The organism is Photobacterium sp. GJ3, from assembly GCF_018199995.1.
Lineage (GTDB): Bacteria > Pseudomonadota > Gammaproteobacteria > Enterobacterales > Vibrionaceae > Photobacterium.
Genome location: NZ_CP073578.1, coordinates 489,195 through 506,018, shown reverse-complemented (window position 1 = coordinate 506,018; position 16,824 = coordinate 489,195). Strand labels below are relative to the sequence as shown.

15 protein-coding genes are annotated in these 16,824 nt (G+C 50.3%); 2 read left to right on the top strand and 13 right to left on the bottom strand.

The features are described 5' to 3' along the window. Positions 1–299: 299 nt before the first annotated feature. From dapB to murJ, 7 genes are all read right to left on the bottom strand, one after another. Positions 300–1,109 carry a 4-hydroxy-tetrahydrodipicolinate reductase gene (gene dapB / locus KDD30_RS02325; protein ID WP_211647210.1) on the bottom strand — a complete coding sequence of 270 codons (810 nt, stop codon included), beginning with the start codon at positions 1,107–1,109 and terminating at the stop codon, positions 300–302. A 108-nt stretch (positions 1,110–1,217) separates the two neighbouring features. Further along, positions 1,218–2,168: a 4-hydroxy-3-methylbut-2-enyl diphosphate reductase gene (ispH, locus tag KDD30_RS02320; protein ID WP_211647209.1), complete on the bottom strand. Its 951-nt coding sequence runs from the start codon at positions 2,166–2,168 to the stop codon at positions 1,218–1,220. Between the two features lie 61 nt (positions 2,169–2,229). Beyond that, entirely contained in the window at positions 2,230–2,664 is a 435-nt protein-coding gene (gene fkpB / locus KDD30_RS02315; protein WP_211647208.1) for an FKBP-type peptidyl-prolyl cis-trans isomerase, read from the bottom strand. A 125-nt stretch (positions 2,665–2,789) separates the two neighbouring features. Next, positions 2,790–3,305 (bottom strand): signal peptidase II, encoded by a 516-nt coding sequence (lspA, locus tag KDD30_RS02310; protein ID WP_371826062.1) that lies wholly within the window; start codon positions 3,303–3,305, stop codon positions 2,790–2,792. Continuing rightward, positions 3,305–6,136: an isoleucine--tRNA ligase gene (gene ileS / locus KDD30_RS02305; protein ID WP_211647207.1), complete on the bottom strand. Its 2,832-nt coding sequence runs from the start codon at positions 6,134–6,136 to the stop codon at positions 3,305–3,307. Before ileS ends, lspA begins: the two co-directional genes overlap by 1 nt. Beyond that, positions 6,133–7,107, bottom strand: a complete 975-nt coding sequence (gene ribF, locus KDD30_RS02300; protein ID WP_211647206.1) for a bifunctional riboflavin kinase/FAD synthetase — start codon at positions 7,105–7,107, stop codon at positions 6,133–6,135. Before ribF ends, ileS begins: the two co-directional genes overlap by 4 nt. Before the next feature lie 128 nt (positions 7,108–7,235). Beyond that, positions 7,236–8,795, bottom strand: coding sequence for a murein biosynthesis integral membrane protein MurJ (gene murJ / locus KDD30_RS02295; RefSeq protein WP_256449225.1), 1,560 nt, complete (start codon positions 8,793–8,795; stop codon positions 7,236–7,238). A gap of 210 nt (positions 8,796–9,005) precedes the next feature. Here murJ and rpsT point away from each other — a divergent pair, with 210 nt between their 5' ends. Beyond that, positions 9,006–9,266, top strand: coding sequence for a 30S ribosomal protein S20 (gene rpsT / locus KDD30_RS02290; RefSeq protein WP_211647204.1), 261 nt, complete (start codon positions 9,006–9,008; stop codon positions 9,264–9,266). A 98-nt stretch (positions 9,267–9,364) separates the two neighbouring features. On the opposite strand, the gene KDD30_RS02285 is transcribed toward rpsT, so the two are convergent. The 4 genes from KDD30_RS02285 to nhaA form a co-directional block, all read right to left on the bottom strand. Then, a complete protein-coding gene (locus KDD30_RS02285) occupies positions 9,365–9,658 on the bottom strand; it encodes a helix-turn-helix transcriptional regulator (protein WP_211647203.1) in 294 nt (97 codons plus the stop codon). Positions 9,659–9,712: 54 nt separating this feature from the next. Beyond that, the gene (gene nhaR, locus KDD30_RS02280) at positions 9,713–10,600 is read right to left on the bottom strand and encodes a transcriptional activator NhaR (protein WP_211647202.1); all 888 of its coding nucleotides are present in this window, start codon (positions 10,598–10,600) and stop codon (positions 9,713–9,715) included. A 157-nt stretch (positions 10,601–10,757) separates the two neighbouring features. Further along, the gene (locus tag KDD30_RS02275) at positions 10,758–11,024 is read right to left on the bottom strand and encodes a hypothetical protein (protein ID WP_211647201.1); all 267 of its coding nucleotides are present in this window, start codon (positions 11,022–11,024) and stop codon (positions 10,758–10,760) included. Positions 11,025–11,043: 19 nt separating this feature from the next. After that, on the bottom strand, positions 11,044–12,225 hold the full coding sequence (gene nhaA, locus KDD30_RS02270; RefSeq protein ID WP_211647200.1) for a Na+/H+ antiporter NhaA: 1,182 nt from the start codon (positions 12,223–12,225) through the stop codon (positions 11,044–11,046). Positions 12,226–12,720: 495 nt separating this feature from the next. Here nhaA and KDD30_RS02265 point away from each other — a divergent pair, with 495 nt between their 5' ends. Continuing rightward, positions 12,721–13,863 (top strand): Na/Pi symporter, encoded by a 1,143-nt coding sequence (locus KDD30_RS02265; RefSeq protein ID WP_211647199.1) that lies wholly within the window; start codon positions 12,721–12,723, stop codon positions 13,861–13,863. Between the two features lie 78 nt (positions 13,864–13,941). Here the strand turns inward: KDD30_RS02265 and KDD30_RS02260 are convergent, their stop codons facing one another. Together KDD30_RS02260 and KDD30_RS02255 are read right to left on the bottom strand one after the other, a co-directional pair. Next, positions 13,942–15,564, bottom strand: coding sequence for a methyl-accepting chemotaxis protein (locus KDD30_RS02260; RefSeq protein WP_211647198.1), 1,623 nt, complete (start codon positions 15,562–15,564; stop codon positions 13,942–13,944). Between the two features lie 326 nt (positions 15,565–15,890). After that, positions 15,891–16,742: a thymidylate synthase gene (locus KDD30_RS02255; RefSeq protein WP_211647197.1), complete on the bottom strand. Its 852-nt coding sequence runs from the start codon at positions 16,740–16,742 to the stop codon at positions 15,891–15,893. Between the last annotated feature and the right edge of the window lie 82 nt (positions 16,743–16,824).

The following is a 16,824-nucleotide window of genomic DNA, read 5'->3' as shown; positions in this document are numbered from 1 at the left end:
GTGTTTTTGGCTGCATGTTCAGGCAACCGTTTGCGGTACAATCACCAAAGCCCCCAAAAAGAAAACAACACAAAAAAAGTCAAAAAAACCCAAGATAAGTATGGTTTTTGATAGCAATTTTCAGTTTACGCCCACCAAAACCAAAAAATAACAACCTAAGTTGTGCAAGCGCAAGCGCCATCACAAGGAGAATTCAATCCCGGCCATTTTGAGAAATTATGCAAAACGGAGGTCGAAGCGGGGCATTTTTTATCACGTACAGATGAAAAAAACGGCCATTGATCTGGCCGTTGAAATCATTACAGGTCATTCAAACCAAGGACATCCTGCATGGTATAGAAGCCAGCCGGTTGCTGTTCCAACCAGACTGCAGCGCGTACAGCCCCATTCGCGAAGGTCATCCGATCGGTCGCTTTGTGCGTGATTTCCACCCGCTCGCCAATGTCTGCGAACATCGCCGTATGTTCACCCACGATATCGCCGGCCCGGATCGTTGCAAATCCGATCTCGTTCCGACTGCGTTCACCGGTAATGCCTTCACGGGCGTACACAGCCACGTCACTCAGCTTATTGCCCATCGCACCCGCAATCGCCTCGCCCATCCCAAGGGCTGTGCCGGATGGCGCATCGACTTTATGTCTGTGGTGCGCTTCGATGATCTCAATATCGCAGTATTCGCCCATCACTTTGGCGGCTTTTTCCAGCAGTTTGAAGGTCAGGTTGACACCCACGCTGTAGTTTGGCGCCATCACCACCGCAATCTCACCAGCCGCTTCGTCAATCTGCGCTTTTTCTTCTTCACTGAAGCCTGTTGTGCCAATCACAATCATCTTGTTGTGCTTGCGGCACAGCGCGATATTCGCCAGGGTCGCCACCGGTGCCGTGAAATCAATCAGGACATCAAAATCATGGATCGCCTTTTCTAAATCATCGACCACAGCAACGTCCAGTTTCCCAATGCCTGCCAGCTCCCCTGCATCGACTCCGATCAGGCTGCTTTGCGGACGTTCTGTTGCAGCACCGACCTGAGCATACTCAGACTGAGCTGCCGCCTTGAGTAACTGACGTCCCATTCGCCCTGCCGCTCCGGCAACCGCGATTCTGACCATAGCTGTTTCTCCTTAAAATTCTCAGCAGCCCACTAATCTAGCCTGTCTCCCGGCGAAAAAAAACCCCGGCAAAGCCGGGGTTCCTGAATTCATCCGTTTCATCGACGCTTAGCCGACGTTTTTCACCTGAAGCTCGCGCGGGACTTCAAAGAACATGTTCTCTTCACGGCCACTCAGCTCTTCAACTTCACCGCCAACAAACGACTGAATACGTGCAATGATCTGGTTTACCAGGGCTTCTGGCGCAGATGCTCCGGCAGTCACCCCGACGCTTTGCATTCCCGTGAACCAATTGGCATCGACATCTTCAGCACAATCTGTCAGGTAGCTTGGTGTTCCCAGCTTTTCTGCCAGTTCACGCAGGCGGTTTGAGTTCGATGAGTTTTTGGAACCCACCACAATCATCACATCCACACTGGCAGCCATTTCGCGCACTGCATCCTGCCGGTTCTGGGTCGCATAGCAAATGTCATCTTTACGCGGACCCTGAATGGCCGGGAACACTTCGCGTAACCGATCAATCACATCCGCCGTTTCATCTACCGACAGCGTTGTCTGGCTGACATAGTGCAGGTTGCCCGGATCTTTCACAACGCCAGACAGCACATTGACGTCATCTGGTTTTTCAACCAGATACATCCCGCCGGACTCACTGGCATACTGACCCATGGTGCCTTCAACTTCCGGGTGACCGGCATGTCCGATCAGCACCACTTCCATATCCCGGCGACTGGCGCGGGCAACTTCCATATGTACTTTGGTGACCAGCGGACAAGTTGCATCAAACACGGTGAGTTTACGCGCCTTGGCTTCGTTACGAACGGCCTGAGAGACACCATGTGCAGAGAAAATCACGATGTTATCGTCCGGCACTTCACTCAGTTCTTCGACGAATACCGCGCCGCGTTTTTTCAGTCCTTCCACGACAAACCGATTGTGGACCACCTCATGCCGGACGTAAATTGGCGGCTGGTACATTTCCAGCGCACGCTCAACGATGCTGATCGCCCGATCAACACCAGCACAAAAGCCACGAGGGTTAGCAAGTAAGATTTTCATATCTGAGGACTCTTTCATTTCAATCCTTACTGTCTGCGCGTGCGCCAGATCAGCAATGGGTTCAGCCTTCGATGCCAACGACTTCAACATCAAAGGTTACGCGCTGGCCAGCCAGCGGATGATTGAAATCAACCGTGACGGAATCGCCAAGCACGGCGGTGATCACACCCGGAATATCCTGACCGTCCGGGCCACTGAAGGCAATAATGGTGCCAACTTCCGCAGGTGCATCCGCGCTAAAACGCGCCAAATCAACATAGTGAATATTGTCTGGGTTTGGTTGACCAAAAGCATCTTCCGGCTCCAGAACAAACTGACTCTTCGCCCCTTCGGCCAGACCGAGCAGGCAACGTTCAAAATTGTCGGTCAGACTGCCGTCTCCCATCCGGAATTTGGCAGGTTTTCCCATCGCCTGCGTCGACTCTGCAACGGAGCCGTCTTCCAGCTTGATGGAAAAGTGCATTAAAACTTCACTGTTTTCTGTAATTACCGACATCTGTACATCCTGAATTGCTGAGAGCAACGTGAGTGTTCGACCCTCACGTTCATGTTGTACCGTTTTTACAATAAAGCGCCGCCCGTCGCAACGGGCAGCGCCTGCTTCGTGAGCTGAGTGCCAGCTTAATTGCTTTCTTTGGTCTTCGTTTTGCCTGCCAGAAAGCCTTCTAAAATGATCATGCCCGCACCAATACAAATCGCCGAATCAGCAATATTGAATGCTGGCCAGTGATGCTTCCCGATGTAGAAATCGAGGAAATCCACCACGTAACCATGATAGAGGCGATCAAACAGGTTGCCCAGCGCACCACCAATAATCAGCGCATACGCCGGATTGGCAATCCGGTTGGTCGCCGGAGTGCGGCGCATCCAAACCAGCAGGAGCGCAGTCACGCCCACTGCAATGGCCGTAAACAGCCAACGCTGCCAGCCGCTGGCATCACTGAGAAAACTAAACGCAGCACCGTAGTTATGCACATACAGCAGGTTAAAAAATGGCAGGACCTCAATGCGATTCGGCCAGCCGTAACCCATGGTGTCCATCACCAGCAGCTTACTGCCAATATCGATCGCAAAGACCAGAACCGCCAGCCACAGCCAGCGAATTCCGGATTGCTTCAGTGTCGGTAAGCTACTCATCAGGCAAACTTACGCTCTTCGCCCTGACCATCAATGTTGGTCACACAGCGGCCACAGATTTTCTCATGGCCTGCGATGGTGCCTACATCGGCCACATGGTGCCAACAACGGTCACATTTCTCGGCTTCTGATGGGGTCACCTGTACAGACAAGCCCGCAACTTCAGTCGCTTTCGCATCGGCAGGACGGCGCTCTGCCAGTGCGACTTTCGCTTTTGAGGTCAGCAGCACAAAGCGCAGTTCGTCTTCCAGACGGTTCAGTTTCTCCGCCAGTGCAGGCTCAGCAAACAGAGTCACTTCTGCCTGCAGGGCACCACCAATGCGTTTTTCATTCCGCGCTTCTTCCAGCAGTTTGTTCACTGCACCACGAACTGACTGTACTTCAGTCCAGAATTCGTTGCTGAACGCTTCGTCGTCAGCCAGTCCGAACAGGCCTTCGTACCATTCGCCAGTAAAGACGAAGGTATCACGCTCACCCGGCATTTCGTTCCAGATTTCATCTGCCGTAAACGACATGATCGGTGCCATCCAGCGTACCAGTGCCTCGACGATGTAGAAGAGTGCCGTCTGACAGCTGCGCTGCGCATGGCCACCGCGTTTTGCAGTGTACTGACGGTCTTTGATCACATCCAGATAGAAAGAACCCATCTCGATTGAACAAAAGTGCATCAGGCGCTGTGTGACTGCGTGCAGGTTGTATTCATCATAAGCTTTAATGATTTCGTCCTGCGCGGCTTTCGCACGGGCCACAGCCCAGCGATCCAGTGCCACCATCTCTTCGGCCGGAACGCAGTCCGTTGCCGGGTTGAAACCACTCAGGTTCGCCAGCAGGAAACGTGCGGTGTTCCGGATACGGCGGTAGGCATCGGCGCTGCGCTTCAGGATTTCGTCAGACACTGCAACTTCACCGGTGTAGTCGGTGGAAGCCACCCACAGACGCAGAATATCTGCACCCAGCTTATTGGTGACATCTTTCGGCGCAACCACGTTACCGATCGACTTGGACATCTTGCGGCCCTGGCCATCGACCACAAAGCCGTGCGTCAGCACCTGACGATACGGTGCCTTGTCTTTCATCGCGACGGACGAAATCAGAGAAGACTGGAACCAGCCGCGGTGCTGGTCAGAACCTTCCAGGTACAAATCAGCAGCATGGCCATTGAATTCTTCACGGCTGTCGACCACTGCGTAATGCGTGACACCAGAGTCAAACCAGACATCCAGCGTATCCAGCACTTTTTCATACTGTGCTGCGTCGGCTTCACCCATCAGATCGACAGGATTCAGATCCCACCAAGCCTGAATGCCTTTTTCTTCAACCAGCTTGGCAACTTTTTCAATCAGCGCCAGTGTGTCCGGATGCAGCTCTTGCGTTTCTTTATGAACGAACAGTGCGATTGGCACACCCCAAGTCCGCTGGCGGGAGATACACCATTCCGGACGGCCTTCGACCATGCCCTCAATGCGGCTCTGACCCCACTCAGGCATCCACTGCACGCCTTTAATTTCTTCCAGTGCTTTCGCGCGCAGACCATTCTGATCCATGGAGACAAACCACTGTGGTGTCGCACGGAAAATGATTGGCGTTTTATGGCGCCAGCAATGCGGATAGCTGTGCTCATAAGCATGATGATGAAGCAGCGCACCGTGCGCTTTCAGCGTTTCCACGATGGCATCGTTGGCTTTAAACACATGCTGCCCGGCAAACATTTCAGTATCCGGCAGGTAAACACCATTACTGCCAACCGGGTTGGCGACTTCCAGGCCGTATTTCTGACCGACGGCAAAGTCTTCCTGACCGTGGCCCGGTGCGGTGTGAACACAACCGGTACCGGATTCTGTGGTCACATGGTCACCCAGAATGACAGGGACATCGAAGCTGTAGAACGGATGATTAAAACGCATCAGTTCCAGATCGGCACCTTTGGCAAAACCCAGATTGTGGAAATGCTCGATACCGGCACGATCCATCACGTCTTTCGCCAGCTCAGCAGCAACAATCAGACGCTGAGGCTGCTCACCTTCAACCTGAATCAGAACATATTCCAGATCATCACGTACGGCCACTGCGCGGTTCGCTGGCATGGTCCATGGCGTGGTCGTCCAGATCACGATGGACACATCGCCCTGACCCTGATGATCGCCAGCCAGTTTAAACTTGCTGACGACAGCGGCTTCATCCACGGCTTTGAATTTCACGTCAATGGACGGCGACACTTTATCTTTGTATTCAACTTCTGCTTCAGCCAACGCTGAACCACAGTCGGTACACCAGTGTACGGGTTTGAAGCCTTTCAGCAGGTGGCCGTTGTCTGCAATTTTGCCCAGCGCACGAATGATATTGGCTTCTGTCGCAAAATCCATAGTGCGGTATGGCTTGTCCCACTCACCCAGGACACCCAGACGAATAAAACTTTCTTTTTGACCTTCCACCTGGCCCGCTGCGTATGCACGACACTTTTCACGGAACTCAGCAGCGGTCACTTTCTGGCCTGGTTTGCCGACTTTTTTCTCAACCATCAGCTCGATAGGCAGACCATGGCAGTCCCAGCCAGGCACGTAAGGTGCGTCGAAACCCGACATGGATTTCGACTTGATAATAATGTCTTTGAGAATCTTGTTCAGTGCGTGACCAATATGAATATCACCATTGGCATAAGGAGGGCCGTCGTGCAGTACGAAAGATTTTTTACCCTTCTTGGCCTGACGGATGGCACCGTACAGGTCCTCGTCGTACCAACGCTTCAGCATTGCAGGCTCGCGTTGTGCCAGGTTGCCTCGCATCGGAAACCCTGTTTCAGGCAGGTTCAGGGTATCTTTATAGTCGCTCATTGATTCTCAATTCCGTTACTTGGGCGAAGTTGGACATGTTGACGATGCTCAGACAGCCACACCCGCGCTGTCTGGGCATCACGCTCGATTTGCGCTTTCAGCGCATCAAAGGAGGCGAATTTAATTTCATCTCGAAGTTTGTGGTGTAAAACCACCTCAATCTGACAGCCGTAGATGTCAGATTGATAATCAAATACATGGACTTCCAGCTGCTGGCGTTCCCCGTTGACTGTGGGGCGGCGGCCAATATTAGCCACACCGGGCAGTGGATTTTCTGCCACACCGTGTACCTCAACCGCATAGACACCGGAGACCGGTGAAACGCGCCGCTTCAGCGGTACATTCGCTGTTGGAAAGCCGATGGTCCGTCCCAGTTTACGGCCATGGGACACACGGCCACTGACGCTGTAAGGACGGCCCAGCATGGTTTCCGCCTCTGCCAGTTGATCCTGTGCCAGTGCCTCGCGAATCGCTGTACTGCTAACCCGCTTCGCATCAACACAAAAGCTTTGTGTGCTGACTACTTCAAATCCGAACTCGCGTCCGGCGGCTTCCAGCATCGCAAAATCTCCGCGACGGCCTTTACCGAAGCAGAAATCATCACCAACCACCAGAAACTTAACACCCAATTGTTCGACCAACAAGCGACGGACAAAATCTTCCGGCGCCATACTGGCGAAGCGGGCATTAAAATTCACACACAGCAGGCGATCAATGCCTGCATGTTCCAGTTGCTGGTACTTATCGCGAAAACGGGTCAGCCGAGCCGGGGCTTTCTCTTTGGCAAAGAGCTCCATCGGCTGCGGTTCAAACGTCATCACCGTTGACGGCACTCCCAGACGTTCGGCCTGTTGCCGCACCTGAGACAAAACCGCCAGATGGCCCAGATGGACCCCATCAAAATTACCTATCGTCAGGACACAGCCATGATGACCGGCCCGGATATTGTGAATTCCTCGGATCAATTCCATCTGCAGCTTAATCATTACCAAAGTCAAAAACTGACGGATTATATACCAGAGCGCAATCGTGTGAAAACCATCCGCCCCGGAAGATGCACTTTTTTGCCAAAACAGCAATCGTCTCAGCGCAGTTCATCTTAACCTTCCGTCCTCAAATGGTGCAGGCGAACGCCGGTGATCAGAAGTGTCAGCAAATAGGTTACCGCCCCCACACCAATCAAACCGGTCAGCCAGTATACCCGCTGTAGAAAACTCAGGGACAACCATTCCGCCATCGCCGGAGACAACCATAACAGGACCGAAATCATCGCCCCGCCTGCCAGAATCAGCCGGAAGATAAAACCCAGCGTCGTCCGAGTGATCTGATAAACACCGTCCCGGTGCAACCCGCGATAAAGCAGCGCCGCATTCACTAAAGCCGACAATGCGGTGGCCAGAGCCAGTCCGACATAACCAAACATGGAGGCGAAGATCGCGTTAAACACCATGTTCGTCACCATCGCGATAATTCCGTAGCGAACCGGCGTTTTGGTGTCCTGCCGGGCATAATAACCCGGTGCCAGCACCTTGATCAGCATGAAGTTCAGCAACCCAGATGCGTACGCCAGCAAAGACAGGCCCGCCTGCTCGACATCATGAGGCGTAAATTCGCCCCGCATGAAGAGCACCATCAGCATCGGTTTTGCCAGCACCATCAGCCCCAGCATAGCAGGCACACCTAACAGGAGCACCATACGCACGCCCCAATCCATCGTCTGGGCAAAGTGCTCACGGTTCTGATCCACATGCTTTCGGGACAAGGCCGGCAGAATGACAGTGGCAATTGCAATCCCGAACAATCCCAGCGGAAATTCCAGCAAACGGTCCGAGTAATAGAGCCAACTGATGGAGCCTGTCATCAGGAAGCTGGCAATAAAGGTATCAAACAGCAGATTAATCTGGCTGACCGAAACACCAAACAACGCCGGGATCATCAGGGTGCGGATTTTCACCACGCCCGGATCACGCCATCCCCAGCGGGGACGAACCAGCACTCCAGCCTTATAAAGGAAAGGGAGCTGGAACAAAAACTGAATCAGTCCGCCCAGAAACACCCCAATCGCCAGGCCAATCTCCGGCTGCGCCAGATGCGGTGACACCCACCAAGCACACAGAATAATGGCGATATTCAAAAAAACCGGAGTGAAGGATGAGACGGCAAACTTCCCTAACGTGTTCAGAATGGCACCGGATAAGGCAACCAAAGTGATAAACCACAAGTAGGGGAACGTAATTTTCAGCAGTAAACTGGCCAGCTCAAACTTAGGTGCTGCCGGTCCGTCGTTCAGCCAGTCAATAAACCAGCCAGCACCAAACAACGCTGTAATCACCCCGGAACCCAACACGCCTATCAGGGTCACCAGCGTCACGATACCGCCCAGCGTCCCCGACACTTTCGCAATTAAATCCCGGGTTTTATCCATATCCCCGCCTGCATGACTCTCGGTCAGTACGGGCACGAACGCTTGTGAAAAAGCCCCTTCAGCAAACAGACGGCGCAAAAAGTTAGGAATTTTGTTGGCAAAAAAGAAAACATCGGCGGCGGCACCGGCCCCCATCAAGTTGGCAACCACCACATCCCGCACTAAGCCCATGACGCGGGAAACGAAAGTCATACTGCTGACAATCAGCCCTGAGCGCAAAAGACGCTTACTCACAAAAAAAACCTCATAAAAGATGGCCCAGAAAGGTGACTTGCAGGACCAAAAGCTGATAGAATCTGCCGCCATATTAACCGTGTTAATGCACAAGTGCCAAATTCAATGGCACGGCTGTTATTTGCACAAATCATTTGACAATCTTCGGTTTTAGAGGCATATTCCTCGGCCTTAAATTGTCACCGTACCAAGAATTTGGGAGTTACACCCTTGGCAAATATCAAATCTGCTAAGAAACGTGCAATCACTTCTGAAAAACGTCGTCAGCACAACGCTAGCCGTCGTTCTATGATGCGCACTTTCTTCAAAAAAGTTGTTGCTGCTATTGAAGCAGGCGATAAAGAAGTTGCTGTTAAAGCCTTCGCTGATATGCAACCTGTGATTGATCGTATGGCTACTAAAGGCCTGATCCACAAAAACAAGGCAGCTCGTCATAAAGCGCGCCTGGCTGCAAAAATCAAAGCTCTGTAATTCAGTGCATTGATTCAACAGCAATAAAAAAACCGGCTCAGGCCGGTTTTTTTATGTCTGAAAATCAGACCCTTGATTGAACCCTACCCGAGAGACCATCACGGACAGTACATCTGCTGTAACAGTTCAATCATGGATTTAACTTCCTGACTCTTCAGGCGGTAATACACCGTCTGAGATTCTTTGCGGGTTGCAACCAGACCATCTCGTCTGAGCCAGGCCAGATGCTGAGATAAGGCCGACTGGCTTAAGTCCAGACGGTCACTCATGGTTCCAACCGACAATTCCCCTTCCAGCAAATAGCATAAAATCAACAGCCTCCGCTCATTGGCCATGGCCTTAAGCAAAGACACTGCCTCAGGAGCACTGTGATGTAACGTTATGGCTTCCATCTTTCCACCGACTTCAGTGATATTTTCATTAACTTCTATCACTAAAAAAGGCGGTCATTTGAACAGTTTTCTGAAATCTGCTTCGCAGATTTTCTTGACGGCAGGGTGCATGATCATGCGTTCTGCAAAAATCACGTAGTATTCTTCACGAATCGCCCGCACCCGTTTCACCTCTTTCACCGGTTGAGACTGCTCAATTTCAGATGCATAAATTGAAGGAGCAACAAACATAGATTTCCGGTAGGTGCCAAAGGCTTTCATCAGCGCCGCATCATCAAATTCTCCCAGAATATTCGGGGTAATACCCTGCTGATCAAACCAATGATGCAGCTTACGCCCCATGGCCGTGCGACGCCCTGGCACCAGGAGTTTGTAATCTTCCAGGCAGGCAGGAAAATTCAGCGCTTTATCTGTATTCGAGCAAAAGAAGCTCATGCTGGACTCTCCCAGCTTTTTGCTGAAAAGTCCGGGACTTTGCGTTGAGTCGACCGGACAGTCCGACAAAATCATATCGAGCTTGTGCTGAGACAGCTGCTCCAGCAACATTTCATGCGTCGACTCATAGCAACGCAAGTGAATACGCTCATCTTCCGGGATCCCGGCCATCAGTATTTTACTGACCAGCCGCTTAGAGAGCGCATCCGCAACGCCAACTTCCAGCAGTTGGTTTTCGCGCTGGGTGTAATTGACGATATCCAGCATTTCATAGCTGAGGTCAAACATCTTATCGGCATATTTAAACACCAGCTGCCCCAGTTCAGTCGGTTCGATATTCCGTCCGACCCGTTTGGTCAGCTTACCGTTCAGCCGTTCCTCCAGCGATCGAATCTGCCCTGTCACCGTTTGAGGTGCCAGAAATAAGGCATCTGCTGCTTTGGTGACTGAGCCTTGCTTGCAGACCATCCAGAAATAGTAGAGATGATTGTAATTCAGGTGCGACACAATTTTCGGCCCCGGCGTCTAAGTCAAAACAATCGCGCTCCACATTCGAGAACACGCTTCAGGCCAACAAAAAGCCCCAGACCAACTGGCCTGGGGCTTATCCTAAAGTTTTTTCAAACGAAAAACACGATGAAGTGCATTTTTCCGTCGGAAGTGTTTACTGTGTCTGCGCTTCGACAGCTTTTTCTGCCATCGCCAAATGACGATGCCTTTCCCCTGCCCGCTGCTCCAGAGCGCGGGTCAGAAAGCTGTTCCCGGCTTTCTCCCCTTCCACGGGCTGAATCCGGGCCTGTCCTTGCTGATACCCGGCAAGATAAGCCTGACAGAGTTCAGTCTGAGTTTTTTCCTGGCAGTGGCTGAAATCTGTTGCCGCCACTGCAAAACCTGACATCAGGCTCAAGGTCATACCAATCAAGATTCTCATCAACACCTCCCTGCACGAATTATGAAGTCGTCTGACTGTCCTTCACGGCTTTGGCTGCAGGTAAGGAGCGGTGAAGCAAGACATACCCCACAACTGCAGCTGTCGTTGAACCGATCAAAATACCCAGTTTCGAATAAGTCATCATCTCAGCGTCCGCCCCGGCAAAAGCCAGCATGGAGATGAATATAGACATCGTGAAGCCGATACCACACAAGACGGAAACCGCGAAAATCTGTCCAAATCCTGTGCCTTCAGGCAATCGGGCAACACCCGTTTTCACTGCCAGCCAGCTTGCGGTGAAAATACCCAGCGGTTTACCGACAAAGAGTCCCAGCGCAATACCCAATGGCAGCATCGCTGTCAGACTTTCCGCAGATACACCAGCCAGAGAAATCCCTGCATTGGCAAATGCGAAGACTGGCAGAATCAGATACGCAACATAAGGATGAAGCGCGTGCTCCAGTGTCTTGAGCGGGGAAATATCCTTCCCTTGCTTGTCTTTACCCTGCAGCGGAATCGCAAAGCCCAGCACAACACCCGCCAGTGTCGCGTGGACGCCGGATTTCAGCACACTCACCCACAGGATCGCGCCTACCAGAATGTACCAGAACAGGTTCGAGACATTGCGGGCATGCATGATGAAGAGCACTGCCGTTGCTGCAAACGCGACACCCAGCGCAATCGCGGACAGATCACTGCTGTAGAACAGCGCGATGATCACAATCACACCCAGATCATCAATAATCGCCAGCGCAAGCAGGAATACTTTCAGGCTGACCGGCACCCGGTTGCCCAACAGCGCCATAATACCCAACGCGAACGCAATATCTGTTGCCGCCGGAATCGCCCAACCACCCAGTGCCACTGGATCTGAAAAATTGAACAGCACATAAACTAAAGCAGGTGCAACCATGCCGCCCAAGGCAGCAATGGCCGGGAAGATTGCTTTCTCCTTCGTGTTCAGGGCGCCTTCGATCAGCTCACGTTTTACCTCGAGGCCAATCACCAAAAAGAAAATCGCCATCAGGCCATCGTTGATCCAGTGTTCAACAGACAGACCCGCAATATAGGAATGTAGCGTACCCTCGTACATTGGTTGTAACGGAGAGTTCGCAATCATCATGGCCAACGCGGCGGCAACGATCAGCAAAATGCCGCCAGCTGACTCTAATTTAAAGAATTTCAGAATTACATCGGTCATTGACCGCAGCTCCTTACTACTCACTGTAAATTCACACTTTTTTATTCATGCGTGGTAAAAACAGTGTAGACGCCGACGAACACCTCTGTGAAATCGTTTGTTTAGAGCGAAACACTCGAAAAAACCGAAGTATTGAGGGCGAAACACAGTAATACCCGCAGTATTTACTTACCTGTGCAGGCTCACAGAGCCTGATTGTCTGAATCGTTTTCCGTTAGCGCACTCCCGAAGCATCTGTTCACATTTTTTATCTTATTTCTGATTGCGGACTTTCCTCTTTATAACCAAGAGCAGATATGCAAAGGAATCAACAATTTAACCACTTGAATCGAAACTTCGATCTTGCTCCCAATCTGCATCCTCCTCTCCGGAGGCAGGAGAAAATCGAGAAAGACATTTTTATGTCATATTTCTGAAATATTCGATCTCTACCATCGCCGAAACTTTCAAAAAACTGACACCTAAATGACATCACAATGTCACGGAGAACAGAATATGACTACCCAAACCACCACAGCTGAGCCAATGCAGAGCTCCATGCGATGGGTTCGTTGGGCAAACCTGGTTTTCATGCTGTACCTGTTGTTAGTCGCAGTATCACTGGTGAGTGGCGGCTTCAAATGGTCAGTGGGCGAACAAGCCAAAACCCTGTTTGAGTTTGCGTCACATCCGATTGCAGGTCTGATGATCGGTCTGGTAGCCACCTCTCTCATCCAATCTTCCAGCACAGTCACCTCAATCATCGTTGGCCTGGTCGCTGGCGGACTTCCCGTTGAAACAGCAATTCCGATGGTGATGGGTGCCAACATCGGCACCACCATGACCAATACGTTGGTCAGCCTGGGTCACGCGCGCTGTAAAGAAGAATTCAAACGCGCCTTTTCTGCAGCGACTGTCCACGATTTCTTTAACCTGCTGGCGGTTGTCATCTTCCTGCCCCTGGAAATGATGTTTGGTCTGCTGGGCAAAATCTCCGCCTGGTTAGTGTCACCCCTGATGTCGACTGGCGACATGAGTATGAAAGGCCTGAATTTCATCAAACCACTCACCCAACCTGCCGTCAGTGCAGTCAAAGCACCGCTGGAATCTTTAGGGACCATGGGCGGTGTCATGATGATTGTGCTGGGGATTGCCCTGATCTTCCTGGCAATTACGGTGATGGGAAAACTGATGCGCAGTCTGATGGTCGGCCGTGCACGTGAAATCCTGAAAAGCGCCATAGGTCGCGGTCCGATTCACGGCATTGTCTCTGGCTCTGTTGTCACTGTTCTGGTCCAGTCTTCTTCTACCACAACCAGCCTGATGGTGCCTCTGGTAGGTACTGGCGTGCTGAAAGTTCGCGATGTGTATCCGTTCACCCTGGGTGCCAATATCGGGACCTGTATTACGGCGTTACTGGCTGCAACTGCGATTTCAGGCGACCATGCGGTTTTTGCGCTGCAGATTGCGCTGGTACACCTGTGCTTCAACCTGCTGGCGACCCTGCTGATCTTCGGCTTGCCTTTCCTGCGTGAACTGCCGCTGAAAGGCGCTTATTTCCTGGGTGACCTGGCTGTAAAAAGCAAGGCAGCCGTTGCCGCTTACCTGGGCTTAGTCTTCGTGGTGATTCCAGGATCGATTCTGGCCTTCACCGCCTGATATACGCTCAAGCCAACTCACATGCCCTGCATCCATTGCAGGGCATTTTGATCGTTCTGTATCCTTCGACACAACCAATCAAGCAAACTGAAAGAAAGAGACTCGTTTTTTGAGCTCCTGATTTTCCTGATTGAGCTTCTGGGACAAAATCAGCAAATCATTGGCTTCCTCCAGAGATTGTTTCGCCGTTTCATTAATATCCAGAATACTTTGATTGATTTCATTTGAAGTGACTTGCTGCTCTTCTGTTGCGGCCGCGATCTGGTGATTCATATCCGCAATCAGTTGATATGAATCGTAAATATCATCAAAAGCCTGCTGTAAATCATTACTGTGAGATGCAGTTTCTTCCGCCCGCTCTACACTCTGGTGAATCTGATCGACGGCTTTGGCGACCTCTTCCTGAACCGATGCAATCATTTCCGAAATCTGATTTGCACTCTGCTGACTGCTGTTGGCTAAGTTTCTGACCTCGTCAGCCACAACCGAGAAACCTTTTCCCTGCTCACCGGCTCGTGCCGCCTCGATTGCGGCATTTAAAGCCAGCAGGTTAGTCTGATCCGCCACTTCTTTGATGGACTGTAAAATTGTATTGATATTGTTAGACTGCTGAGAAATGGTGGAAACAATGGCCGAGGCGGCAGAGATTTCCTTTTCTAAAGACAGAACATTGCGCTGCATGGTGTCTACCACGACCTTTCCTTCTTCCACCACCCGCTTGCCCTGGTCCGCTTGCTCAGTCGCATGACTCGTATTTTTCGAGACTTCATCAATACTGACAACCATCTGGTTCATTGCGGTTGCAGACATTTCAGTCTTTTCAGTTTGCGCCGTTGCATTATTGCTATTTTTATTTGAAGATTCACCCATTTCAGCAATACACTCCGTCAGTTTCAACGTTGAATCTGCGGTACTTGAAATCAGTGAAGCAAGCTCATTTCTGGCTTGATTATAAGCCCCGGTTAACTGCGATAATTCATTACTGCTCGTATCTTCCTCGATTGGATGATTTAACTCGCCCTTTGCCATCAATTGCATTTTTTCATTCAACTGAATCACACCGCCAGAGATGAATTTCGAAATAACATTTGAGATATAAAAAATTACAATCGAAGATAATGTAATGGTGAGAAAAAAGTAAATAATCCCTTCGCCTTCAGTCTTTTTATACTCAGACTCTCTTTGTTCTTTCAGTTGGACTTCATCCTGAATAAAATCATTAAAAACGCTTTTGATTTTATCCACATAGAATTTACCCCGGCCAGCGTGTTGGAGCACTTGCGAGGAATCACTTTGTTTTCTTAACTGAATCCCCGTTTCCAAGACTTCAGAGCGCCATTCTGAGATTAACGCTTGAACTTCAGACAATCGAGCTGTTTGCTGTGGCATGTCCCGAGTCATTTCAATTAATCGGCTCATATAGGTTTCGATTTCATCAATACCCATTCGGTAGGGTTCCAGATAACTATCCTTTCCGGTCATCATGAAACCACGATAGCCTGTTTGAATATTGATCACACTAATCAAAGTGCTTTTCGTCATGATCATGACATCATTAGAATGATCAATGGATGAGAAATTTGTTCTGACTAATTTTAATGAAGCAAATAGTATCACTGTTATAAAAACAAATGAAATAAAAGGCATAAAAACAAGAAGCTTAAACTGAAATCCAATTTTTCTGCGTAATAAAAATTTCATAGTCTTCAGACTCATTTCAATCTAATCATATTATCTGACTCTGAAGTGCACTTTATTTAATATGAAACAGAAAACTCAGATTAAATATCTTTCACATGGCAAAGTCAGCATGAGATATAACCGCGCGAATATTATGGTTTAATAGCCATATAAAAATAATGGCTTTTGTGGGTTCTCTGGTTTTACTCCAGATATTAAAGTCTGACAGAAATGAAAGGAGATAGAATCGACCCATTGTGAACCATCTCTCTGAAATCCCCCATGCAAACAAAAAAGCCCTGCCGCACATCATGTGGCAGGGCTTTTGTACGCATTATGGAACGTGTTTATACCGAAAACGGATACTGGATGGCTTCATGGTGCTGATAGCCTTCCACCTGAAAGTCTTCCAGTGCGACCCAAGTCTCCAGATCATCCAGCGACTGAATCGCCGGATTAATGATTAATTGCGGGGATGGGAAAGGCTCGCGTTTCAGCTGCACATCCTGCATCAGCGCCAGCTGATCTTCATAAATATGGGCATTCACAATCTTATGATATGCCTTACCCGCCTTGTGACCTGTGATCTGAGCAATCAGTGCCAGTAAAGTAAACACCTGAATCTGATTAAAATTCAGCCCCAGCGGCACATCACAGGAACGCTGATAACTGGTCAGGTGGAGTGTATCACCCAGCAAAGAAAACGTATGCGTGTGCATACAGGGACGCAGGCAGCCCAGCTCAAACTCACCTGGGTTGTAGAATGTCAGAATTTCTCCCCGGTCATCAATTCCGCGGCTCAGGTTATCCACAATCTTACGGAGTTGATCGAAAGGCGTACCATCGGGCTTTTGCCAGCGACGTCCCTGCACACCGTACACCCGGCCCATGTCATCCTCGCCTTTGCGGTGTGGGTTATTCAGCCAGGCCTGATTATCGTTCGCGTTCGCATTCCAGGTGTTACAACCGATCGCACGAAACTGGGCTGCATTATCATAGCCACGCAGATAACCCAGCAACTCGGCAATAGCGGCTTTCCAGTAACTTTTACGCGTCGTGATCAGCGGAAACTGATTATTCGCAACATCATAGGTCAGATCAGCATTGATCAGTGTCAGGCAACGTTTGCCAGTGCGTTCGTTTTCAACCCATTCACCATCATCAATAATCCGCTGGCATAAATCTAAATACTGTTTCATTGTCTCTCTCGACCGGAGTGTGGCAGAAAAATTCTGGCCGCAAGCATAACATAAAACAGGCAGCCATTTGGCTGCCTGTGGA